Genomic DNA, 25,973 nt, shown 5'->3' with positions numbered 1-25,973 from the left:
TCTGTATATGAAATTGACGCTCAGACAAGTAATAACTATATCAATAGTGTTTTTTATTTTCTCCGTACCTTTCTTTTTTGCTTCCTGCAATAAAGATGATAAGTCCGGAGTAAATTTCGTATACGACAAAGAAACAGTTCCGTCCATGCATACCGATAGTGTCAGAATGTTGATTTCCGATTCGGGCCTTATCAAATATAAAATGATAACCAAGACATGGAATATGTATGACGAAGCTAAAGATCCTTACTGGTTTTTTCCTGACGGCCTCTATCTTGAACAGTTCGATACTGCCTTTCAGGTTGTTGTTACGGTGGTAGCGGATACTGCATGGAATTACACAAGGAAAGACTTGTGGAGGCTGAAAGGAAATGTATTTGTACGTAATATATTAGGCGAAACGTTTTCCGGAGATGAACTATTCTGGAACCGTAAACAAGAAAAAATATATTCCGACAAGCTGGTGGAAATAAACAGGCCGGAGAAAGGTATTCTTATAGCTAAAAACGGATTAGTGGCTAATCAGCAGATGACAGAGTACGAATTTATGAACGTCGGCGAAAAAGGCGACAAGAAAACGTTATTCTATGTAAATGAAGAGGAAGAGAAAGGGGAAGAAAAAACAGAATAGTTAGCCAAATATGAATGAAATTCAATCTCTATTTATTATCTTCGCACGCTGAAAACTATGTTTTTGATAATTAAACTAAACAATATAAAAAATAATTACTTATTTAAATGGCTGCATTACAGAAAATTAGGAGCAAATCAGGCCTTCTCGTAGGTATCATTGCCGTAGGTCTGTTGGCATTTGTGTTTCCATGGGGTGAAGTAGGTACCTTTATCAATAAAATGAGAGACAAAGCATTTGTTGTAGACGGAACGGTGGTAACAACAAAAGAATATTCCGATAAAATAGCTGAATGGGAAAGCTTTCAGAAAATCATGTCGAATCAAAATTCACTTGACGAATTTACGACTTCTCAAATCAGAGAAATGGCTTATCAGCAAATGGTAAAGGAAAAAATGCTGGATGAAGAAGCTGATAAACTGGGCTTGGCTGTAACTTCGGAAGAACTGAACGATATGGTTTATGGAAATACTGTAGCGCCTATCTTATACCAGATTCCTTTTTTCGTAAATCCTGAAACAAGACAATTTGATAAAGCATATCTGATGCAGTTCCTGTCTGATATCAATCAGGATCCGGGCGCATTACAAGAACCGGCAAGATCTGAGATAATGGCAAGAAGACAGATTTGGGCTTTCATTCAGAATATGATGAAATACCAGCGTCTGGAAGAAAAATATGCATCATTAGTTGCAGGTTCTGTTTTGGTAAGTGATACAGAAGCAAAAGCTGCATATGAAGATTCTAAAAATGTAGCAAATATTGCATATGCTGTTCAGAGATATACTACAATGACTGATTCCACAGTTCAGGTATCAGATAAAGAGATTAAAGACCTTTATGACCTTAGGAAGAACAACTATAAACTCGATACTGAACTTCGTAAAGTATCATATTTTATAAAAGATGTAATTCCTAGCGACGAAGATTATGCAGCTATAGAAGAAGAAATGAATAAAGCTTATGAAAAACTGAAAACAAGCGATAATACAGCTGCTGTTTTAAGTGAATATTCTTCTAATTATGTAGATGCATTTATGGCTGTATCAGGGTTACCTGCCGATGCTAAGAATTTTGTTCAGTCAGCATCCGTAAATGATATTTATGGTCCGGTTAGAGAAGGTCAGTCATACATAATGTATAAACTCATGGATCGTACAAATGCAGCCGATTCGATAAAGTTACAGATTATACCATTGCCACAGGGATTAGATGCTAAGACATCTGCTCACATAGCCGATAGCTTACAGGCGGTAATCAAAGGAGGAAAAGATTTTGGAACTGTTGCTGATGAAGTTCTTCCGGGTTCCAACGGTGGTGAGCTTGGCTGGGTAAACGAAATGATGTTGGCAAGCGCTGGTATTGCAAAAGAATGCTTTGCTGCTGCTAAGGGGCAAGTTCTGAAATTAAATATAAGCGGACAGACTCAATTGGTACGTATCGCAGATAAAACAAATCCGGTGCCTAAGGTTAAACTGGCTGTAATCGAAATGCCTGTTATCATCAGCGATAAAACACAGAATGGAATCGATAATGAACTGAACCAGTTTGTAAGCGAAAATGGAAATCTTGACAATTTCGATGAAGCAGCACAAGCTAAAGGATACGGGATAATGTCTAATGCTGTAATATCTCCGTCAGAAATGGCTTTAGGACAAGCAACAGGAACTCGTCAGGTTATCCATTGGGCATTCAATGAAAAGGTAGGTTCAGTAAAGAAATTCGATATGTCTGATAAACGTGTTGTTGCTATTGTCAAAAAAGAAATTACTGGAGATTATATGCCTGTATCGGAAGTTGCATCGGCTCTCAAACAGGAACTTCTGAATGATAAGAAAGCAGAAAAGATGATCGCAGACCTGAAATCAAAGAATATATCTTCATTGGATGCATATGCGCAGGCAATGGGAGGAAAAGTGGATACTGTAAATTTTGTAACTTTCCAGACCAATAATTTATCAGGAGTTGGCTTTGAGCCAATGATGAATGTATATTCAAAATTAGCTCAGGTAAATAAACTCGAAGGTCCTGTAAAAGGTAAAGCCGGAGTGTACGTAATGGACGTTACAAGCAAAACGGAGGACAATAAAGAATTTAACGAAGAGCAGACAAAACAAACACTGAAGCAATCTAGCTTCTATCAGTTAATGTCTCAGGCCGTAGCTGTACTTAAGAATAAAATGAAAGTAGAAGATAACAGAGTTAGATTCTGGTAAATTTATCAAAATAGAAATATAATCATTATATTTAAGGTCCCTTATAGTTAAACTATAGGGGACTTTTAATTAGCAGAAAAACATGACAAAGAAAGAACGTTATTCAGGGGTTATAAACTGGTTCGAACACAATATGCCGATAGCAGAAACAGAATTGCACTACGATAACCCTTTCCATTTATTAATCGCCGTCATTTTATCGGCTCAATGTACAGACAAACGGGTAAATATGGTGACACCGCCTTTATTTGAGGCTTATCCTACACCGGAGGTCATGGCTGTCACCACAACCGACGCAATATATCATTATATAAAAAGTGTATCCTATCCAAACAACAAGGCGAAAAACTTACTTGGAATGGCTAAGAAGTTGGTTAATGATTTTGGAGGTAAAGTGCCGGATACTTTAGAAGAATTGGAGTCGATTCCAGGAGTAGGACGTAAAACGGCAAATGTGCTGCTTATTGTTGCATTCAATAAACCAGCAATGCCTGTTGATACGCATGTATTTCGGGTTTCTAACCGAATAGGACTTACTGATAATTCTAAAAATCCGAAAGAAACAGAAAAAGAATTGATAAAATATATACCTGTAAAATATTTATCAAAGGCTCATCATTGGCTAATTTTGCATGGACGTTATGTTTGCGTTGCACGTAAACCGAAATGTGAAGAATGCGGACTGACACCTTTCTGCAAATATTTTACTAAAAAGGATTGAAATATTTCAATTTATAAATGACTGTTTGATAGTTGATTGTAGAAATGTTGAAAAATAGTGTATTTTTTCTTCCCTAAATATTTGGAGATAGATAAATAAAATACATATCTTTGCACCCGCTTTGATACTCAGCGGCGGCTGATTTAAGGGATAAAAAGGCTTAGATATTTGATATAACAGATGAGTTAATCAAAAAGTTTTGGAGCGAGAAAGCGATCTTTGATAAAATGACAACAAGAGATAGAGTGTAGTACAGGAATGCTAATTAATAATTAACAATTAATAATTAGCAACAAGATACTAGAGATAGTATCAGGGTATTACCGTCAATTAGATTTAGGATATAAGTTTAATGAAAGAGGACAGGATCAGAAGGTATAAAAAGAAAGAATATACAAAGAAGAGTTTGATCCTGGCTCAGGATGAACGCTAGCGATAGGCCTAACACATGCAAGTCGAGGGGCAGCACGGTGTAGCAATACATTGGTGGCGACCGGCGCACGGGTGAGTAACGCGTATGCAACCTACCTACAACAGGGGCATAACCCGGAGAAATCCGGACTAATACCGCATAAAACAGGGGCTCCGCATGGAGATATTTGTTAAAGATTTATCGGTTGTAGATGGGCATGCGTTCCATTAGCCAGTTGGTGAGGTAACGGCTCACCAAAGCAACGATGGATAGGGGAACTGAGAGGTTTATCCCCCACACTGGAACTGAGACACGGACCAGACTCCTACGGGAGGCAGCAGTGAGGAATATTGGTCAATGGGCGAGAGCCTGAACCAGCCAAATCGCGTGAAGGAAGACTGCCTTATGGGTTGTAAACTTCTTTTATAGGGGAATAAAAAGGCTTACGCGTAAGCTATTGCATGTACCCTATGAATAAGCATCGGCTAACTCCGTGCCAGCAGCCGCGGTAATACGGAGGATGCGAGCGTTATCCGGATTTATTGGGTTTAAAGGGTGCGCAGGCGGGCTATTAAGTCAGCGGTGAAATTTTCAGGCTCAACCTGAACACTGCCGTTGAAACTGGTAGCCTTGAGTGTGGATGAAGTAGGCGGAATTCGTTGTGTAGCGGTGACATGCTTAGATATAACGAGGAACTCCGATTGCGTAGGCAGCTTACTAAGCCATAACTGACGCTCATGCACGAAAGCGTGGGGATCAAACAGGATTAGATACCCTGGTAGTCCACGCCGTAAACGATGATTACTAGTTGTATGCGATATACCGTATGTGACTAAGCGAAAGCGATAAGTAATCCACCTGGGGAGTACGCCGGCAACGGTGAAACTCAAAGGAATTGACGGGGGCCCGCACAAGCGGAGGAACATGTGGTTTAATTCGATGATACGCGAGGAACCTTACCCGGGCTTGAAATGCAGAAGAATAACGAAGAAATTTGTTAGCCAGCAATGGCTTCTGTGTAGGTGCTGCATGGTTGTCGTCAGCTCGTGCCGTGAGGTGTCGGCTTAAGTGCCATAACGAGCGCAACCCACATTATTAGTTACTAACAGGTCAAGCTGAGGACTCTAATAAGACTGCCGGCGTAAGCTGCGAGGAAGGTGTGGATGACGTCAAATCAGCACGGCCCTTACGTCCGGGGCGACACACGTGTTACAATGGGTGGTACAAAGGGCAGCTACCGGGCGACCGGATGCCAATCTCCAAAGCCACTCCCAGTTCGGATCGGAGTCTGCAACTCGACTCCGTGAAGCTGGATTCGCTAGTAATCGCGCATCAGCCATGGCGCGGTGAATACGTTCCCGGGCCTTGTACACACCGCCCGTCAAGCCATGGAAGCTGGGGGTATCTGAAGTGCGTAACCGCAAGGAGCGTCCTAGGGTAAAACCGGTGACTGGGGCTAAGTCGTAACAAGGTAGCCGTACCGGAAGGTGCGGCTGGAACACCTCCTTTCTGGAGACCTGTCCGAAAAGGTAATACTTTAGAAAGTATTGCACTCTGTCGAAGTTGTTATAAAAATATAACTCAGTTACGAGTTACCAGTTATAAGTTACCAGTATTTAAAATTACTGATGACTGCTAACTGTTAACTGCTAACTGACAAGAGAAACCAGGAAGCTGACAGCTCAGTTTCAGGGAGAAAGTAAAGCCAGTCCTATAGCTCAGTTGGTTAGAGCGCTACACTGATAATGTAGAGGTCGGCAGTTCAAATCTGCCTGGGACTACCGCGATGCGATAGCATCGCAATTAGCAAATGTACCAATTAGCTAATTGACAAACGGGGGATTAGCTCAGCTGGCTAGAGCACCTGCCTTGCACGCAGGGGGTCAACGGTTCGAATCCGTTATTCTCCACAGATTTAATTATGAATTAAGGATTATGAATAAAGAGTATTATCACTCGTAACTTGTAACCCGTAACTTGTAACTAAAAAGAAGATCTTTGACATGATGTAAAACAAGAGCAAGTAAAGAAAAGATTAGAAATAATCTTCTCAAACCCACAAACCAGTTAACAGCTTGCAGTTAACAGCTAACAAGTATCAGTACTTGTAACCTGTAACCTGTAACTTGTAACTGTTTTGAAAAAAGAATAAAGAAAGTAGGAAAGGGCACATGGGGGATGCCTAGGCTCTCAGAGGCGAAGAAGGACGTGATAAGCTGCGAAAAGCTGGGGGGAAGTGCAAATAACTTTTGATCCCCGGATCTCCGAATGGGGCAACCCAGTAACTGAAGAAGTTACTACACTGATTAATCAGTGAGCTAACCCGGGGAACTGAAACATCTAAGTACCCGGAGGAAAAGAAAATAAAAATGATTCCCGAAGTAGTGGCGAGCGAACCGGGAAGAGCCCAAACCAATAATGTTTAGGCATTATTGGGGTTGTAGGACTGCGTCGTGGCACGACCTGTTGGAAGTAGAACGTTTTGGAAAAAACGATCACAGAGGGTGACAATCCCGTATACGACTCCGACAGTAAGCCTAGCAGTATCCTGAGTAGCGCGGGACACGAGAAATCCTGTGTGAATCTGCGGGGACCATCCCGTAAGGCTAAATACTCCTGAGAGACCGATAGTGAACCAGTACCGTGAGGGAAAGGTGAAAAGCACCTCGAACAGAGGAGTGAAACAGACCCTGAAACCATGTGCCTACAAGCGGTCGGAGCACGTAAGTGTGACGGCGTGCCTTTTGCATAATGAACCTACGAGTTACTCTTACTGGCAAGGTTAAGAACTAGGAAGTTCCGAGCCGAAGCGAAAGCAAGTCTTAACAGGGCGATTTTAGTCAGTAGGAGTAGACGCGAAACCAAGTGATCTACCCTTGGGCAGGTTGAAGGTTAGGTAACACTAACTGGAGGACCGAACCGGTAAGCGTTGAAAAGCTTTCGGATGACCTGAGGGTAGGGGTGAAAGGCTAATCAAACTTGGAGATAGCTCGTACTCCCCGAAATGCATTTAGGTGCAGCCTCGGCTTATAACTTATGTCAGGTAGAGCGACTGATTGGATGCGAGGGCTTCGCCGCCTATCAAGTCCAGATAAACTCCGAATGGGCATAAGTGATTACCGGGAGTGAGGGCATGGGTGCTAAGGTCCATGTCCGAGAGGGAAAGAACCCAGACCATCAGCTAAGGTCCCCAAATACATGTTCAGTTGAATTAACGAAGTATGACTACCAAGACAGCTAGGATGTTGGCTTGGAAGCAGCCATTCATTTAAAGAGTGCGTAACAGCTCACTAGTCGAGTGGTCGTGCGTGGATAATAATCGGGCATAAACATGTTACCGAAGCTATGGGATAAAATATTATCGGTAGGGGAGCATTCCACTCCGCCTTGAAGGCAAAGCGTAAGCTTTACTGGAGCGTGTGGAAAAGCAAATGTAGGTATAAGTAACGATAAAGGAGGTGAGAAACCTCCTCGCCGAAAGACTAAGGTTTCCTGATCAACGCTAATCGGATCAGGGTAAGTCGGGCCCTAAGGTGTAGCCGAACGGCGAAGCCGATGGACGAACCGGTTAATATTCCGGTACTGTTATACAGAGTGAAGTGGGGACGCAGGAGTGACACTGTTGCCAAGTGACGGATTACTTGGTTAAAGGAAGTAGACGTTGATTCCGGTAGGCAAATCCGCCGGGAGAGTTGAAACTGATAGTACTACAATCCTTCGGGAGCGTAGATAATACAGGTAAACAGACTGCCTAGAAAAACCGCTAAACGCTAATCTGTCTAGCACCCGTACCACAAACGGACACACGTAGTCGGGTTGAAAATACTAAGGCGCTCGAGCGATTCACAGTTAAGGAATTAGGCAAAATGACCCTGTAACTTCGGGATAAAGGGTGCCGGCTGAAAGGTCGGCCGCAGAGAATAGGAGAAGGCAACTGTTTAACAAAAACACATGGCTGTGCAAATTTGAAAGAAGAAGTATACAGTCTGACACCTGCCCGGTGCTGGAAGGTTAAGAGGAGAAGTCATGGCTTTCGGGTCAGAAGCTTTGAATTGAAGCCCCAGTAAACGGCGGCCGTAACTATAACGGTCCTAAGGTAGCGAAATTCCTTGTCGGGTAAGTTCCGACCTGCACGAATGGTGTAATGATCTTCTCACTGTCTCAACTGTGATCTCGGTGAAATTGTAGTATCGGTGAAGATGCCGATTACCCGCGATGGGACGAAAAGACCCCGTGAACCTTTACTATAGCTTTACATTGACGTTGGGCACTTGATGTGTAGGATAGGCCGGAGGCCGTGAAGCAGGCACGCCAGTGTTTGTGGAGCCACCCTTGAAATACGGCCCTTTGATTGTTTGACGTCTAACCCGCAGTTGCGGGAACAGTGTATGGTGGGTAGTTTGACTGGGGTGGTCGCCTCCAAAAGAGTAACGGAGGCTTCTAAAGGTGTGCTCACGACGATTGGTAACCGTCGGCAGAGTGTAATGGTATAAGCACGCTTGACTGAGAGGCTCACAAGCCGAACAGGTAGGAAACTAGAGCATAGTGATCCGGTGGTTTCAGTATGGAATGGCCATCGCTCAAAGGATAAAAGGTACTCCGGGGATAACAGGCTGATCATTCCCAAGAGCTCATATCGACGGAATGGTTTGGCACCTCGATGTCGGCTCGTCACATCCTGGGGCTGGAGCAGGTCCCAAGGGTTGGGCTGTTCGCCCATTAAAGTGGCACGCGAGCTGGGTTCAGAACGTCGTGAGACAGTTCGGTCTCTATCTATCGTGGGCGCGGGATATTTGCGGGGATCTGACACTAGTACGAGAGGACCGTGTTGGACGCACCCCTGGTTCACCGGTTGTTCCGCCAGGAGCATCGCCGGGTAGCTAAGTGCGGATCGGATAAGTGCTGAAAGCATCTAAGTACGAAGCCGGCCTCAAGATAAGATATCCATTAAGGGTGGTTGTAGACTACGACCTAGATAGGCTACAGGTGTAAAGGCAGCAATGTCATAGCCGAGTAGTACTAATTGCCCGGACGCTTTCTAAGGTGTCAGTTATCAGTTAACAGTTATCAGTTAACAGTTATCAGTTAACACTGAGAAATTAACAGATAACTGGCATCAGACAAAAAACACAGGTTTGAACATAGATAAATGATAGTCGAACCTTTACTGGCTCTTTTACATCGTGTTAACATACACGATTAGTAATTATTAATTGTTCATTGGTAATTATTAATTGAAAGTTATTCAGGTGGTTATAACACCGGGGTTCCACCTCTTCCCATTCCGAACAGAGAAGTTAAGCCCGGTCGTGCCGATGGTACTGTGAAAGCGGGAGAGTAGGTTGCCGCCGTTTTAAAGTAGAAGTCCTCTTATCATTAAGATAAGGGGACTTTTTGCTTTATATGCAACAGTACATATTAAATATAATAAGTATAAGCAAACAATATAAAGATGAAATTCTCCAACAAGAAATTATAGATGGAATATTACCTATAATTATTAAGGGATAGAATATGTGGCAAAAGAAAAGTGAGTCTACATTTAACTTTTACCTATTTTGTTATTCTCATTTCGCATTTTATAAGTAAATTTAAACCGCATTTTAAATATGCTTATAATACGATTGAATAATCTTTGCTGACATCTAAACTTTTAATAAGTTTTGATTGTTTTGACTAAGGAATAATTTATACAAATATTTAAAACATTAAAAAAATGAAGAACCTAGTAGAAAAATTACATCAGGATTTTGCAGACTTTGCTAAAGATGCTGCAGCTCAAATTGAAAACGGAAATAAGGCTGCAGGAACACGTGCAAGAAAGATATCTTTAGATATTGAAAAAGCACTAAAAGAATTCCGCAAAAAATCCATTGAAGCTACAAAGAAATAAGTAGATTGATTATCAATCTATCGAGGCGGGATAACTATCAGATTATCCCGCTTTTGCTTTATAATAATATGTTATTATATTCATAAATATTCTTTAATATCAATAGAGAATACTCCAATAATTACAGAATTTTATCAGTTTTAGGTCATAAAATCTTATCTTTGTGTCTTCAAAAATTAACTAAAAATATTTATATTATGAAACCAACTTTATACGTACTTGCAGCCGGTATGGGAAGTCGTTATGGTAGCCTTAAACAAATGGACGGCTTAGGTCCCAATGGTGAAACCATCATGGATTATTCTATTTATGATGCACTCAGAGCCGGATTTGGTAAAATAGTATTTGTTATCAGGGAATCCTTTGATAAAGAATTTCGCGAGAAAATCGTATCTAAGTATGAAAAACATATTCCTGTAGAAGTGGTTTACCAAGAGTTAGATAACCTCCCGGAAGGATTTAAATTGCATCCTGACAGGCAAAAACCGTGGGGCACAAATCATGCGGTTATGATGGCTAAAGATGTAATAAGGGAGCCTTTTGCGGTAATCAATGCGGATGATTTCTATGGCCGGGAAAGCTATGCCATTTTAGCAGAACAATTAAATAAAATGGAAGGAACACAAAATCATTACTGCATGGTAGGATATCGTCTAAACAATACATTGTCAGAAAGCGGTGCAGTAGCAAGAGGTGTATGTGAAACAGATAATCACGATTTCCTGAAAAGTATAGTGGAGCGTACTCATATTGAACGTAAAGATGGCAAAATCCAGTATAAAGATGCAGAAGACTACTGGTTTGAACTTCCTGAAAACACTCCTGTATCTATGAATATGTGGGGCTTTACTCCTGATTATTTTACCCATTCGGAAAAATATTTTGTGAAATTCCTCGAAGCTAATGAAGGAAATCATAAGGCAGAATATTTCATTCCTTTGATGGTAGACTATCTTATTGTTAATAAAACGGCTGATGTTAAAGTATTGGATACACCTTCTAAATGGTTTGGTGTTACATATGCTGAAGATAGGGCAGGAGTAGTTGAAAAACTTCAGAAACTGGTAGAAAAAGGAGAATATCCTACACCGCTTTGGAATTGATATCAGTTAGGTTATTTTATATCTCTTTTGAAATTGAATCTCATATAATTTTGCTACTTTTGTAGCGTCTTAATAATATTATTCTATTCACAATAATTATAATCAAAAACTCAAAAAACAATGGTTAATTACAAAGACTTAGGGTTAGTTAATACCAGAGAAATGTTTGCGAAAGCTGTAGAAGGAGGTTATGCTATCCCTGCTTTCAATTTCAACAATATGGAGCAATTGCAGGCTATTGTATCTGCTGCATCGGAAACAAAATCTCCTGTAATCCTTCAGGTATCTAAAGGTGCCCGTGAATATGCAAATCCAATCTTGTTGCGTTATATGGCTCAGGGAGCTGTTGCATATGCCAAAAGCCTTGGATGGGAAAAACCTCAGATTGTACTGCATCTTGACCATGGTGATACTTTCGAAACTTGTAAATCTTGTATCGATTCAGGTTTTTCTTCTGTTATGATCGACGGTTCACACCTTGCATACGAAGAAAACATTGCCCTCACAAAGAAAGTTGTAGAATATGCTCATCAGTTCGATGTAACAGTTGAAGGTGAACTTGGCGTATTGGCCGGAGTGGAAGATGAAGTGTCTGCAGAACATCATACATATACTCAACCTGAAGAAGTGGTAGATTTTGCTACAAGAACAGGTTGTGATTCATTAGCTATTTCTATCGGTACTTCTCACGGTGCTAACAAATTTACACCTGAACAATGTACAAGAGATGCTAACGGTATGTTGGTTCCTCCTCCATTGCGTTTCGATATTCTTGAAGCTGTAGAAAAAGAGCTTCCGGGATTCCCTATCGTTCTTCATGGTGCATCTTCTGTTCCTCAGGAGGAAGTTGCTACTATTAATAAATACGGTGGTGCTTTGAAAGATGCTATCGGTATTCCGGAAGAGCAATTGCGCAGAGCTGCAAAATCAGCGGTATGCAAGATTAATATTGACTCTGACAGCCGTTTGGCTATGACTGCTGCAATCCGTGAAGTATTTGCAAACAAGCCGGCAGAATTCGATCCTCGTAAATATCTTGGACCTGCCCGTGAAAATGCGAAGAAACTTTACAAGCATAAAATCGAAGAAGTGCTTGGCAGCGCAGGTAAAGCTTAATAGAAATTATTCTATATATTAAAAAAGGAGCAGATATTTTTATCTGCTCCTTTTTGTTTATAATCGGGCTAATCCCAATTTATTCATTATAGCTTTTTCTATCTCGACAATAAAGAAGATGGAAATACCCATTACTAATGGATATATCCAGTAATGTAATTCTAATGGACGGGTTCCTAAAGCATTATTCATAAATGGCATATAGGTTACTGCTAATTGTAGTATAATCATAAGTGCGCAAACAATAAATACGACTTTATTGGAAAAGAAATATTTATTGATTGCAAACTTGCTGATACTTCTGCTATTAAACAGATGGAACATTTGAGTGAATACAATTGTCTGTAACGTAATTGTCATAACTATATTTTCTTCTATTCCTTGTGCCAACAGATTCATATTCATCAATAGTGTGCTACCTCCTATAAGAACCGAAACAAATAATATCCTCCATATAAAATATGCATTCAATAACGGTGTTTTAGGCGAACGCGGGCGGCGTGTCATTACATCGGGTTCTGCTTTTTCGAAAGCTAAAGCCAAAGAAACGGTAACGGATGTAACCATATTTACCCATAAAATCTGTACGGGGGTAAGTGGCATTAGAGTACCGAAAAGTATACTGGCAATAATGAGGAAACTCTCCGCACCGTTGGTAGGCAGAATAAATAATATTGTCTTTTTCAGATTGTCATATACCCTGCGGCCTTCTTCTACAGCAGCCACGATTGTACTGAAATTATCATCTGCCAATACCATCTCCGATGAATCTTTCGTAACATCTGTTCCTTTTATACCCATAGCAATACCCACATCTGCTTTTCGTAACGATGGTGCATCATTGACCCCGTCACCTGTCATTGCAGAAATTACATCAGTTGCCTGCAAGGCCGTAACCAGCCTCAGTTTATGTTCGGGACTTGTGCGTGCAAATATATTATATTCGAGTACTAATTTTTTAAGTTCTTCATCGTCTACATTTTCAATATCTTTACCTTGCAACGCTTTTTCTCCGTCATCTATTCCCATTTCTTTACCGATAGCTTTAGCAGTGTCGGCATGGTCACCTGTAATCATTTTCACTGTAATACCAGCTTCTTTACATGCCTTTATAGCTTCAATCGCTTCGGGGCGGGGTGGGTCTATAATGCCAGCCAATCCTAAAAATACTACTTCATCCTGAATATCTTCGTGCGTTATTTTTTCTTTTTCCTTCTCCACTATTTTATAGGCTGCACCCATAACACGCTGGCCTTTTTTGGCTAATTCCAATATTTTATCTTCCCAATACTGTCTGTCAAAATCCTGTGTACCCGATTCGAGCCGTTCTTTACAGGCCATGTCCAGTAATCTGTCCGGTGCACCTTTTATAAAAATGATTTTCTTTTCACCTGTATCGGCCAGAATAGCCATATATTTATATTCAGAGTCGAAAGGGATAGTGGATATTCTGCGTATATTAAGTTCGTTCAAATCTGCCTTATCATACAAAGATATAAGCGCACCTTCGGTAGGATCACCTTTTACTATCCAGCGATCGTTTTCATCCATTCCAAGTGAGGCGTCGTTACAGTAATAGAAACAGTCAATCAGTTTGGTTAAAGCCCTGTTATTATCGAAATCTACTTTTTCACCGGACAAGGTTATTTCTCCTTCGGGAGCATATCCCGTTCCAGAAACTTCGAAGTCATTATCTCTGGTAGAAACATTCTGCACGGTCATTTCATTTTTGGTAAGTGTTCCTGTTTTATCGGAACATATCACAGACACAGCGCCTAATGTCTCTACCGATGGGAGAGTACGTATAATCGCTTTCCGCTTGGCCATGTTTTGTACACCGATGGCTAGTATGATTGAAAGAATGGCAGGTAAACCTTCGGGGATGGCTGCTACAGCAAGGCCGATAACGGACATTAATAATACACTGGGTTCGTAATCCCGGAAGAAATAACCGAAAGCGAATATCAATGCCGCAATAATTATAATGGTAAATGAAATAGTTTTACCAAACTGAGCGGTCTGTTTTAATAATGGCGTCTTTTCCAGTTTGACCTCAGACATCATCCGGTTTATTTTTCCTATTTCCGTATTTTCTCCGATGGCGACTACAATACCTTTACCTGTTCCCGAACTGACTGTGGTACTCGAAAAGGCCATGTTTATCCTGTCTCCCAGCATGGTATTTTCATCCAGAGCGGCTGTTTCTTTTTCCGATGGAACAGATTCTCCGGTCAATGGCGATTCTTCTATTTTGAGATTGTTTGTCTCAATAAGCCGTAAATCGGCAGGAACTTTATCTCCCGGGTCTAGCAGTACTATATCTCCGATTGTCAGTTTAGAGGCTTCTATATCGTTACGGTTTCCATCTCTCACAACTTCGGCTTTAGGAGATAGCAGCCCTTTTATGTCATTAAGCGCTTTTTCGGCTTTGTTCTCCTGTATAAACCCGATTAAAGCATTTATCACTGCTACTATTACAATTACTATGGTGTCTATGTAGTGTCCTAAAATTGCTGAAATAATTGCTGCAACAAACAGCACATAAATCAGAATATCATTGAAATGGCTTAAAAAACTTATTACAGGATTTATTTTCTTTTTAGCAGGAAGTTCATTTTCACCATATTCATCTAATCTTTCACCGGCTGTTTTCTCAGAAAGTCCTTTTTTTATATCTGATTCCAGTTCTTTTACTATATCTTCGGATTCAATGGCGTACCAGTTTTTGTTTTTGTAGTTGTTTTCTTTCGTCATCATATTGTATATGTGGCTTTAACATTCATATATTTTTCAAACAAAAAATTAATAGTCATAGTTTAGATTTTAACATTTAATTAGTCTGAACTATAAATAATAAAAAAAGCTTTCGGAGATATTTTCCGAAAGCTTTTAGTTAAGTAGCTATATAAATTCTTATCCTTATCTTAAATAAGAAGCATCTGTAAGGGCAAAATTCACATCTTCAGCTTTTCGTATGGAAAGCGTAACATTATCCCATTGAGTAGGCCAGCCACCAAATGTAGCACCTAGTCTTACTATTTTGATAGGGTGGGCACCTTTAGCCAAAGCAGCCGATTTGTCGCTGCGCGAAAAGCGTCGGGCCGTACCGTTATTATCTTTTTCATTCGAGATTAAAAGTTTATTGTCTAGCCAGAATTCACAATCCGTACTGAAATAATAAACACCGTCTTCCGGTATATTGATATATCCGGTTAATATTGTAGAATAAAAATCGTAAGGATATACTTCCATATAATTCAGTACTCTGTATTTCGAAGCCTGCGGAGTTGCTACTTGCTCTGTTTCGGTAGGTGTTTTCCCTTCCAGTTCTTTCACTGTTAGTGTATATCCTTTATAATATTCAGCCTTAAGTCCCGGCTTAGCATCTTTTTCTTTTTCTACAGCAGGAGATAGGCTTTGCTTCTCTATCGTAATTGTGCGTACCGGACTCATCTTATCAGATGATAATACAGACCGTATTTTTAATGTCGTATTTTCCTTGAAAGTCAAAGGCGTGTTGTAGACATCCGACTCTAATGACGGTTCGCTGCCGTCAGTAGTGTATATCATTTTTGCAGGTTCTGTCGTCTTAAATGCCAGTGTGGCCTGATCGGTAAAGGCTACAAAATTGCAGGAGAAAGGCGCACTGACAGAATCCCCCCAGTAGCTGATAGTATGCGGGCCTTTATCTTCCGGCATCGGGATATAGTAATTTATATTATGCATATCCAGGCGAACACGTTGGTTTTCTATACGGCGTTCAAAATCGTTATAGTCTTTCTTTTCTTTAGGTGACCATGTCAATTCAGATAAAGCGATGACACGCGGATAAATATCATGTTCCCGGTCTTCATCCGTATATTTATATTCGTTCCATATATTTACCTGTGCTCCCAGTATATGATGTTTCTTATCTTCAGCTATCTTATCAGGAACCGGCTCGTAATTGTATACTTTTTTGAGGGTCAGGTATCCACCGATAGTAACAGGCAGTAGTTTCGGATCACCCTGATATTTATCTAGATACATCCATGCGCCCGGTGTCATAATCACGTCATGTCCCATATTAGCGGCAGCAATACCTCCTTCTTCTCCCTGCCAGCTCATTACTGTGGCAGACGGTGCCAGACCTCCTTCGAGAATTTCATCCCAGCCGATCATCTTTTTGTTATGTTTCAGTACGACTTTCTCCATACGTTGTACAAAATAGCTTTGAAGTTTCTCTTCTGCACTATGCTCTTTATCTGCTTTCAGCCCCAGTTCTTTTATACGCGCCTGACATTTCGGGCATTTTTCCCAGCGCAGTTTAGGACACTCATCCCCACCTATATGGAAATATTCGCTTTCGAATAACCGAACTACTTCGGCAATAACATCTTCAAGAAACTGAAAAACAGAATCATTACCTGCACAAAATACATCGGTCGCTACACCCCATACATTCCGCACCTCAATCGGCTCTCCGGTACAGGAGAGTTCAGGATAAGCGTGTAAGGCAGCTACAACGTGCCCGGGAAGTTCTATCTCAGGGATTACTTCGATAAACCTTTCTTTTGCATAAGCTACCACTTCTTTCACTTGTTCCTGAGTATAGAGGAACGGGCCGTAAGTATTTCCCTCACCTTCGGTTCTGAGAGTAGCTTTTTGCATAAGTTCGGGATATTTCTTTATCTCGATTCGCCATCCCTGATCATCCGTCAGGTGCCAATGGAAGGTATTTATTTTGAACATGGCTAATACATCCAGTTGCTTCTTTAGGAAATCAATGTCAGAGAAATGGCGGCATACATCAAGATGCATACCGCGATATTTGAAACGTGGCTCGTCTTTTATTGTTACAGCAGGGATATTCCATGCTATATTCTTTACCGTATTTTTACTTTCTATTTCGGCAGGTAAAAGTTGCATTACGGTTTGCATGCCGTAAAACAATCCTTGTGGAGTCTTCGCCTGTATTTCTATATGTTGGTTGGTTATATCTAACATATAACCTTCATCGTTGACAGATAGGTCAGCAACGATGCTTAAATCGATATAGTCTGATGTTGGCTTATCACTTACAACTTTCAAATTGAAACCTGTCGAAGCTTTTATTTTTGCAGCAAAATATTCAGCAACTTTCGCTACTTCAGTATCGTTACTCACAAATACAATATTTTTCGAAAGCCTGAACGTATCTTCATTTTGGATAAGTTCTACAGGGATAGGAGTGATGTTTATACCCTGATTATAAGGTTTCTGAATTGTTGTTTCAGGTTCTCCGCACGATATTAGAAATATTGTTGTGGAAAGAGCGAACAAGAATATTAGTTTTTTCATTAGTATGTGATTTAATTTATTAAGGGTCTTATTATTTACAAATATAGGAATCGTTTCCTCTATTAAGAGAATTTAATTGTTAATTAACATTTGAGGCTGTGTGTTAATCTCATTAATTAGAATATAATCGTAAATAGCTCCTTGAAAAAATAAAATGCTAAGATAAAAGCAACAACTAGTTTGATAATTGTACCTGCCATAAATCCTAAAAAGGCTCCAAATCCCGCTTTTAATGCTACTTTAAATTCTTTTTCATCTATAAGTTCTCCGATGACTGCACCAACAAATGGAAAAATAATGATGCCGAAAGGTTGAAGAAAAAATAGCCCGAATATGACGCCTACAGCACTTCCCCAAATACCTTTTTTGCCACCTCCAAACTTTTGAGTGCCCCACACCGGAATATAGAAGTCCAGTATTTGTACTATAATAACTACAATAGCCCATAAAACAAGAAACTGAACGGAGAACTCAACTTTGGAGGTCAGGTGCATAAGAAATATTCCGGCATAGCTTAATGGTACACCGGGCAACACGGGAAGAATACAGCCTGCTATACCCAGAATTATGAGTATAGCGCCTGCAATTAGAAGTATAATATCGATATCCATAATATTACGGTTTATGCAAAGATAAGGACTTAAGTCTTTTATAAAGCAGATATTCGGGAAAAGTAAGGGCTGTAACATAGACGGAATGAGAACTTTTCTCTATATTTGTAAGTACACTAATTGACTATAAAATGAAAATGGGAAGTATCCTTATCGTAGATGATAACAAAAACGTACTAAGTGCCTTGCGTATTCTTCTGAACAATTATTTCGAAGAAGTTATTCTGCTATCATCCCCTAATATGCTTATCTCTATGATGAGAGAGAAGAATCCTGATATAGTGCTGTTGGATATGAATTATTCAGCAGGTATAAATACGGGTAATGAGGGATTATACTGGTTGTCGGAAGTAAAGAAATTGGATGCTGAAATTCCTGTTGTCCTGTTTACAGCGTATGCCGATATAGAACTGGCCGTAAAAGCATTAAAGGAAGGTGCCAGCGATTTTGTCGTAAAACCATGGGATAATGCAAAACTACTAGCCACATTGCAATCGGCACTTGCTCTTCGCCAATCAAGGAAAGAAGTAAAGAAACTGAAAGAGAAGCAAGATATCCTGAACTCGGAATTAACAAAAGATTCCGATGTTTGCTGGGGGCAATCGGATGCTATGCAGCGGTTGCTGTCGATGATAGAAAAGGTTGCTAAAACGGATGCAAATGTACTTATTACAGGGGAAAACGGTACGGGTAAGGAACTTATAGCCCGAAAGATACATCAGTTATCTATGCGTTCGAATGAAACACTGGTAAGTGTGGACATGGGTGCTATCACGGAAACTTTATTCGAAAGTGAACTATTCGGACATGTAAAAGGTTCCTTTACTGATGCCCGTGCAGACCGTGCCGGAAAATTCGAAGCTGCTGATAAGGGTACATTATTTCTGGACGAGATAGGGAATTTAAGCTATATTTTACAGGCTAAGTTACTTACCGCTTTACAATCGCGTAAAATAGTGAGGGTAGGGAGCAACAAACCTATTCCGGTGGATATACGGCTGGTAAGTGCAACCAACAGAGATTTGCACGAATCTGTAAGAAGTGGCGAATTCAGGGAAGACTTACTATACCGCCTCGATACTATACAAATCGAAGTTCCGGCTTTGAGAAACCGTAAGGAAGATATACCCTTACTGGCAAATTTCTTTTTAGCACGGTTTGCGAAGAAATACAATAAAAAAGGATTAACTTTCAGCGATAAGGCTATAGCCAAACTTGAAAATTATACATGGCCGGGAAATGTCCGCGAGCTCGAGCATGCTATTGAGAAAGCGGTTATACTTTCTGACGGTTCGGAATTGCAGGCATCAGACTTCTACCTGAGAATAACAGAAGACCGTACAGCTATCATAGAATCCATTACATTGGAAGAAATGGAAAAGATACTTATCGATAAGGCTTTAAACAAGTATGATAAAAATATATCTGCTATTGCTGCCGAACTGGGTATCACACGACCTACATTGTATAATAAAATGAAAAAATACGGATTATCTTAATAGAATATGTTTAGATCCATTGAATACAGGCTGATAACATATATATGTTTGCTGATTCTTTTTACAGCTGCAGCTACTTTCTGTTTTATAATACAGGAATATATATATGGGCCATTGTGTATCCTCATTATGATATTTTGCCTTAACAGGATATATAAGAATTACAGTAAATTCAATCAGAATATTCTTTTCCTGTTGAATGCTCTCGATAACGGAGATTATTCCTTCAATTTTGCCGAAACAAAAATGTCGAAGCGCGAAGAGGAATTGAATAGAATGATGAACCGCATCAAGGACATACTAACAAAGGCGCGCAAGGAAGTAATTGAGAATGAAAAATTCCTCAGCCTCATTGTCGAGAGCGTACCTACAGGCATCATTATACTGGATCAGCATAATAATATACTGACAACAAACCGGGCGATTAACGATATTCTCGGTATGCCTGTCCTGACACATTTGAAACAACTTAAAGTGTTGGACGAAACATTGCCGGAGTTATTCCGAGATCTTGACGTCAACGATAATAAAACGATAAAAATAGCAAACGAGCGGGAAGAAAAAGAAATAAGCCTTAGGGTTTCCAAAATAACATTGAAGCTCGGTACATTGAGAATCATTTCATTAAACAGCATCGGTAATGAACTCGAAGCAAAGGAAATGGAATCGTGGGTGAAACTGATACGTGTTATGACCCATGAGATAATGAACTCAATAGCGCCGATTACTTCTCTAACCGACACTCTTTTGTTCTCTTACAAAATGGCTGAAGCAAATCAGGATGACGAACTACGCGAAAATACAGTTGATGCATTGGAAACAATAAGTTCTACAGCTAAAGGATTGATGGTATTTGTACAGTCGTATCGAAAATTTACCGGGGTTCCTAAACCTGAACTGAGAGAAATAGACCTGCTACCTATAGTAGAGAACGTTGTGAGCCTTGAGATGTCGGCTATGGAAGAAAAGGGCGTCAATTTGAATATCACTTCTGATATGCCGTCAGCAGTAATAAATGCTGATGAATCTCAGATAACACAGGTCTTGGTTAATCTGGTGAAAAATGCTATAGAAGCACTGGACACCGATAAAGAAAGAGAAATAAGAATTAATATCAACCATACAGGCGACCGGACACATATAGATGTTTCGAATAACGGAAGCCCGATACCACCCGAAGTGGTATCGAGTATTTTTATTCCGTTTTTTACTACTAAGGATACAGGTACAGGTATAGGTTTAAGCATTTCCCGCTATATAATGCGCCTGCATGGCGGCAATCTCAAGCATTATACCAAAGATGGATGGACTGTATTCAGCATGATATTCTAATCTGCAGTATCAATCTCCTTTCAGTATTTTAGCAGGATTTACATTCGAAGCTCTCAGGCTCTGATAACTGATAGCCATAAAGGATATCAAGAACACGATCAGTCCTGACATTAAAAATATCCACCAGTATAAAGTTGTCTGGTATGCAAAATTTTCTAGCCACAGTTTTGTTACGTACCATGCGGCCGGCATGGCGATAACAAAAGATAATAATACCCATTTCAATAGTCCAAGATTAAGCATATACACTATTTCATTGTTTGTGGCGCCGTTTACTTTACGGATGCTTATTTCTTTCAGGCGGTTTTTTATCATGAAAGCCATGAATGTGATAAGACCAAGTATGGTTATGATAAAAGAGAGCATAGAGAAGAATGAAACCACTTTCTCGGCATTAATCTCATTCGTATACAACAATTTATATGAATCGGAGAGAAAAGTAAAATTGACCGGGTAATCCGGATTGATTTCAGCCCAGACGGCTTCTGTTATTGCTTTAGCTTCTTTTTCGCGTTGCGGTGCGAAATTCACAATAAAACAATTCATAAACATATTTCGCTGAAGTATTACCATAGGTATTGATTCCTCATATACGTTTGTATAAGTAAAATTATCTACAACACCGCAGATTGTACCTGTCGGGAAATAATCGAGTACACCATGCGATAGTTTTACTTCCTTGCCTATGGCATCTTCGGGAGAAGAAAAACCTAATGAAGCTAACGCCTTTTTATTGATGATAAGGTTGTCTTTAATATTAGATTTGAAATCATTATTTCCTCTTCTTTCTTCCATTAATTTTTCTTCTTCGATATAGGAAAGTTGCATAGGAGGGAAAGATACCCCTGCAATTGGTTTGATATCGAATGATGACAGAAAATCTTCTCCGACAACTAATGTAGGTAAATATATCTGTTCTTTACCCTCCATAGTAATACCTATCATATCGCGAACCGCCGATCCCGGTAGTTGCATGGCAGCCGTTACAGATTCAATTTCGCTATGCTTAAGCAATTCGTTACGGAAAGGAATATAATTTCTTATAACCTCTTGCGGTTGTTCGTTGAACACGATGATATTATTGTCATTTCCTCCTAGCTGCGTATTACGGATAAGTGACATCTGATTAATTATACCGATTCCTACAATTATGATAAATAATACGATGCTGTATTGTACTACCAGCATATATTTTACATTAGATATAGAGAAACGCGCCTGTCGCAAGTCTGCCTGTTCGTTGGTAAACATGGTAGCAGACATATTTACAAAAACAGGAAGTAATGAAACAAAGGACGTAAATAAAATAAATAACAGCGACAAGAGAATCTCTTCTGATACAGGTATCATATTGAATGAAATCCCGAAATAGTTTCCTATAAAAACAGATAAGATTTTTGCCGTTAATATTGCTGCCAGCGAAAGAAACAGTGAAATGAATAGTTCATCTTTTACAACAATGGCAGATGAAGCCCCGTTCATCCTCAGGAATTGATAATAACGCTTGTTGTACGAAAATATAACATTCGAATTGAGCCACAAATTGAATAATACGATTATAAATAAAAGTAAATTTATTCCCGCTATCAGATATATGTAATATATATTTCCGTTCGGTTCCAGTTCACGCAACAGGTGGCTGTGAAGATGAATGTCGGTCATCGGCATCAGGCCGATCTGCGGCTTAATATCTTCGGGGTTGAGCTTTATATAATTATCGGTCAGTTTTGCCTGAGTATCTTTTACATTGTATCCGTCTTTCATCAACAGGTATATATAGCGGTATCGGAAAGAATCGTCGAAGCTGTCGTTGCGGGCTATTATATCGGCATGGAAATGTGTATTCTCGGGCATATCTTTGTATACACCGCTTACAAAATATATTTTTCCTGGCAGGCGTCTGCTGCTCAGTTCTATTTCTTCTCCGACGATATCCGTTCTTCCGAATACCTGCTTAGCCAACCGTTCACTTATTATTACACTTTCGGGCATGTCGAAGGCCTCTCTGCTGCTACCTGCAACTATAGGAATATCAAGTATATCCAATAAGTTCTTGCTTGCGAAGAAGAGAGTATTGAGCACATGCTTCTCCCCTTTATGATTCAGAAGAGAGGAATTTACCTTTTCCAGATGTAGTGCGTCTTCTACTGCGGGAATATCCTGCCATATCTGCCTGATAGAAGGTTTATATATACGTCCGTCAGCTATATTATCATCTAAAGACAATGTCAGGCGGGCAATACGGTCGGCATTCTTGTAAAACTTATCGAAACTAAGTTCACGCTGGATGTATGTATAGGAAACAAGTACACAAGCAAACAACAGAGCAAGTCCTAGAAAATTGATGAAACGTAGGCTCTTACTCTTGGTAAAACGGCGGATTACAAACGGAATTTGACGCATATTATATTTAATTTTACATTGTTGTTCTTAAAGAAAGGAGTATCGGTTAAAGGCTTAAAATATAAATACTTTATATCCGAATACTCCTTTACAGTTACTATCACCCGGAAATTAAATTATTCATTTTGTATAGGACGGCCTATAGACAAGAGCACGAAAGTTTTGTCTATAGAATGATTATTCAGTTTTAGGTATTTTGCGATATTGCCATATTAAAATAAACTTTTCCTTGTTTACACACTTTAAAATACGATTCTTTAAATCATTGATTTGTATTATTAACCGGATGTTAATTGGTTAGTGTTGCATTTTTTACTCGTCTTTCAATGCTTTAGCCGGATTTGCTGTTGCAGCACGCCAACTCTGAAAAGTCACAACAGATAAGGTTACAACAAAAATTATAAGTCCGCTTATAGCAAATATCCACCAATAGACAGGTGTTTTATATACAAAGTTTTTCAACCAATCATTAATAAAATAATAGACTATGGGAACGGCTATAACAAAGCAGATAAGCAGAATCTTGACGTATACCATATTGAACATGCTCAGTACATTATTTGTCTCTGCACCGAATACTTTACGGATACTTATTTCTTTGCGCCTGTATTCTGTTTCGAAAATAACAAGTCCGAATACTCCGACTATAGATATAAGGATCGCAAAGAAGCAAAATATAGTGATCATTTTACGAAAGTTTTCCTCTTTCTTATATAGTTGGTCAAACACGGAATCGTAGAATTCAACCTTGAAAGGAAAAGTAGGGTCGATTTTTTTCAAAGTCTTCCGGATATGCTCAACTGCAGCAAAATGATCTGCCCCTGAATTGATCCGCACATATGAAACCGTCAATGGATATCGGATATTCGTCATAAATATTATATTGTCACGTTCTTTACGCAGGGAGGTGAATTTAACGTCTCCTGTAACTCCGATAATGGAAGATTCTCTTCCGAAAATATTGATAGATGGTGTTGAAATTACTCCGAATTTATCATGGATATTTTTGTTAACCAAAAAGATGTTTTTTTCACTGGTTTCATCTGCTGGTAACGGATCCCGGCCTTCGATAAGAGGTATACCCATGACTTTCATGAAATTATAAGAAATATTTATTACAAAAGTGGGGAAGGTCTCTTCATTATAAGTTATACCGGAAGTAGAATACGAATCACCCGATCCTAATTTCTGATTGGAGAAAGCTACATCTTCAATGCCTGCATATTCTTTCAATTCATTTTCATAGGTGCTTCTGGAGTTTGTGAAAATATTTTCATTAAGTTCCACTATAGCAATTTGGTCTTTATCAAAACCTATAGAATAATTCTGCATATATTTACTTTGTGCCCATATAAAAGAGGCGGCTATAATCAGGGCCATGGATATGATAAACTGGAATCCAATCAGTACTATCCTTAATCTCTTTCCAGTAGGCGATACACCAAAATCACCTTTAACAGCTAATGCCGGAGAGAAAGATGTCATATAAAAAGATGGGTATAAGCCTGATAAAATACCGGTTACTATTGCTATCAATCCGGCTATGCCAATTAACAGCAGATTGTTATCGGGACTGATATCTGCATTGATAAAGGGAAGAAGATTGGCCCTGCTTAATACAAATACATAAGCAATGGCAATAAGATAGGAAACAAAAGCAATAGCTACAGCTTCCGATATGAGTGCCAATCTTATCAAAGGTGTGGGACAACCCAGTATTTTTTGTGTGTTTATGCTTTTGATACGCCGGGGAGCCAAAGCTGTGCTGAAATTCATAAAATTAATAGCGGCAATGGCTATTACCAGTAATGCAATATAAAAGATAATATCGGTAGATTGTCTATCTCCGCATTTTAGAAGATTTCCATCCTGGAATTCGTTCTTAAAGTATATATCTGTTATAGGCGTCAACTGAATTCTCTTTTTCGCATCGTCCCAACTTACTTTGGAAAAATCGAAATTTTTATTGAAATTATCAGTAACACTTTCGGCCGCATCTTTATTATCAAGTAGTAAATAACATAGAAAATTACTTGCTTCCCAATAATTAATTTGATACTCAGGGTCTATGGCTGTATAAATCACATTATTCAATTGAGAATTCTGTGGTAAATCTTTATAAACCCCTCCCACAATTAAATCCTTACGATCTTTAGTCCATACAACTCCTTCACAAGTGATAGCTTCACCAACAGCTGTCGTCTTACCAAACAAGGTATAAGCCATACTTTGAGGTATAATCACATGATCGGGATTTTTTAGGCAATCCATATCGCCCTCTGTCATCTCGAAGCCGAACACATGTGTGAGGGCCGGACTACAAGTTGCAAAGGGCTGTTTGAAACCTTTTTTATTTCCATTATCATCTATGGTTATGTATATATCTCCATTATAAGGAAAGATGAGAGTTCCTGCTTTTATATGTGGAGAAGAAGTGATTATAGCTTCCACAAATGGACGAGGCATGATTACCGAGAATATATCTTCACCGGGAATATCAGCCCGGAAAATACATTCGGACTCGGGGTAAGACTTGTCAAAATTATACTCATAGTGAACCTGAATCATTATCACAATGAATACTGCAAATGCCACACTCAACCCCAGTATATTGAATATACTTGCTATCCGGAATCGTTTTATTGTATTTAAAGAAGTTTTTAGTATGCTATACATAACCGGCAAATAGGTGATTTATAATGGAAACAAATAAAATA

13 protein-coding genes, 2 tRNA genes and 3 rRNA genes are annotated in these 25,973 nt (G+C 39.5%); 13 read left to right on the top strand and 5 right to left on the bottom strand.

What is annotated here, in order from left to right:
• The first annotated feature begins 7 nt into the window (after positions 1-7).
• The 11 genes from lptC (at position 8) to K348_RS0111000 (ending at position 12,092) form a co-directional block, all read left to right on the top strand.
• Positions 8-631 carry an LPS export ABC transporter periplasmic protein LptC gene (lptC, locus tag K348_RS0111055; protein ID WP_029905018.1) on the top strand — a complete coding sequence of 208 codons (624 nt, stop codon included), beginning with the start codon at positions 8-10 and terminating at the stop codon, positions 629-631.
• A gap of 107 nt (positions 632-738) precedes the next feature.
• Entirely contained in the window at positions 739-2,847 is a 2,109-nt protein-coding gene (locus tag K348_RS0111050) for a peptidylprolyl isomerase (RefSeq protein ID WP_029905017.1), read from the top strand.
• A gap of 82 nt (positions 2,848-2,929) precedes the next feature.
• Positions 2,930-3,568 carry an endonuclease III gene (nth, locus tag K348_RS0111045; RefSeq protein WP_029905016.1) on the top strand — a complete coding sequence of 213 codons (639 nt, stop codon included), beginning with the start codon at positions 2,930-2,932 and terminating at the stop codon, positions 3,566-3,568.
• Between the two features lie 394 nt (positions 3,569-3,962).
• A 16S ribosomal RNA gene (locus tag K348_RS0111040) occupies positions 3,963-5,489 on the top strand.
• A gap of 198 nt (positions 5,490-5,687) precedes the next feature.
• Positions 5,688-5,761, top strand: a tRNA-Ile gene (locus tag K348_RS0111035).
• A gap of 55 nt (positions 5,762-5,816) precedes the next feature.
• A tRNA-Ala gene (locus K348_RS0111030) sits at positions 5,817-5,890 on the top strand.
• Between the two features lie 241 nt (positions 5,891-6,131).
• Positions 6,132-9,023, top strand: a 23S ribosomal RNA gene (locus tag K348_RS0111025).
• Positions 9,024-9,225: 202 nt separating this feature from the next.
• Positions 9,226-9,334, top strand: a 5S ribosomal RNA gene (gene rrf / locus K348_RS0111020).
• Together the 16S, 23S and 5S rRNA genes with 2 tRNA genes alongside form the textbook arrangement of a ribosomal RNA operon.
• 362 nt (positions 9,335-9,696) lie before the next feature.
• Positions 9,697-9,873, top strand: coding sequence for a histone H1 (locus K348_RS0111010; protein ID WP_029905015.1), 177 nt, complete (start codon positions 9,697-9,699; stop codon positions 9,871-9,873).
• A gap of 197 nt (positions 9,874-10,070) precedes the next feature.
• Positions 10,071-10,976: a sugar phosphate nucleotidyltransferase gene (locus K348_RS0111005; RefSeq protein ID WP_029905014.1), complete on the top strand. Its 906-nt coding sequence runs from the start codon at positions 10,071-10,073 to the stop codon at positions 10,974-10,976.
• 120 nt (positions 10,977-11,096) lie between these two features.
• Positions 11,097-12,092 carry a class II fructose-bisphosphate aldolase gene (locus tag K348_RS0111000; RefSeq protein ID WP_029905013.1) on the top strand — a complete coding sequence of 332 codons (996 nt, stop codon included), beginning with the start codon at positions 11,097-11,099 and terminating at the stop codon, positions 12,090-12,092.
• 57 nt (positions 12,093-12,149) lie between these two features.
• Here the strand turns inward: K348_RS0111000 and K348_RS0110995 are convergent, their stop codons facing one another.
• The 3 genes from K348_RS0110995 to K348_RS0110985 form a co-directional block, all read right to left on the bottom strand.
• The gene (locus K348_RS0110995; protein ID WP_029905012.1) at positions 12,150-14,849 is read right to left on the bottom strand and encodes a cation-transporting P-type ATPase; all 2,700 of its coding nucleotides are present in this window, start codon (positions 14,847-14,849) and stop codon (positions 12,150-12,152) included.
• Between the two features lie 162 nt (positions 14,850-15,011).
• The gene (locus K348_RS0110990; RefSeq protein WP_029905011.1) at positions 15,012-17,411 is read right to left on the bottom strand and encodes a family 20 glycosylhydrolase; all 2,400 of its coding nucleotides are present in this window, start codon (positions 17,409-17,411) and stop codon (positions 15,012-15,014) included.
• A gap of 116 nt (positions 17,412-17,527) precedes the next feature.
• Positions 17,528-18,022: a DUF456 domain-containing protein gene (locus K348_RS0110985; RefSeq protein ID WP_029905010.1), complete on the bottom strand. Its 495-nt coding sequence runs from the start codon at positions 18,020-18,022 to the stop codon at positions 17,528-17,530.
• Positions 18,023-18,159: 137 nt separating this feature from the next.
• On the opposite strand from K348_RS0110985, the gene K348_RS0110980 reads away from it, so the two are divergent.
• Together K348_RS0110980 and K348_RS0110975 are read left to right on the top strand one after the other, a co-directional pair.
• The gene (locus K348_RS0110980; RefSeq protein WP_029905009.1) at positions 18,160-19,521 is read left to right on the top strand and encodes a sigma-54 dependent transcriptional regulator; all 1,362 of its coding nucleotides are present in this window, start codon (positions 18,160-18,162) and stop codon (positions 19,519-19,521) included.
• A gap of 6 nt (positions 19,522-19,527) precedes the next feature.
• Positions 19,528-20,853 (top strand): PAS domain-containing sensor histidine kinase, encoded by a 1,326-nt coding sequence (locus tag K348_RS0110975; RefSeq protein WP_029905008.1) that lies wholly within the window; start codon positions 19,528-19,530, stop codon positions 20,851-20,853.
• 9 nt (positions 20,854-20,862) lie between these two features.
• On the opposite strand, the gene K348_RS0110970 is transcribed toward K348_RS0110975, so the two are convergent.
• Complete coding sequence (locus tag K348_RS0110970; protein ID WP_029905007.1) at positions 20,863-23,256, bottom strand: ABC transporter permease; 2,394 nt, start codon at positions 23,254-23,256, stop codon at positions 20,863-20,865.
• 312 nt (positions 23,257-23,568) lie between these two features.
• Positions 23,569-25,932, bottom strand: a complete 2,364-nt coding sequence (locus K348_RS0110965) for an ABC transporter permease (protein ID WP_029905006.1) — start codon at positions 25,930-25,932, stop codon at positions 23,569-23,571.
• Positions 25,933-25,973: the final 41 nt, after the last annotated feature.

The organism is Prevotella sp. 10(H), assembly GCF_000711235.1.
Lineage (GTDB): Bacteria > Bacteroidota > Bacteroidia > Bacteroidales > Dysgonomonadaceae > Dysgonomonas.
This window is presented reverse-complemented; position numbering and strand designations above follow the sequence as displayed.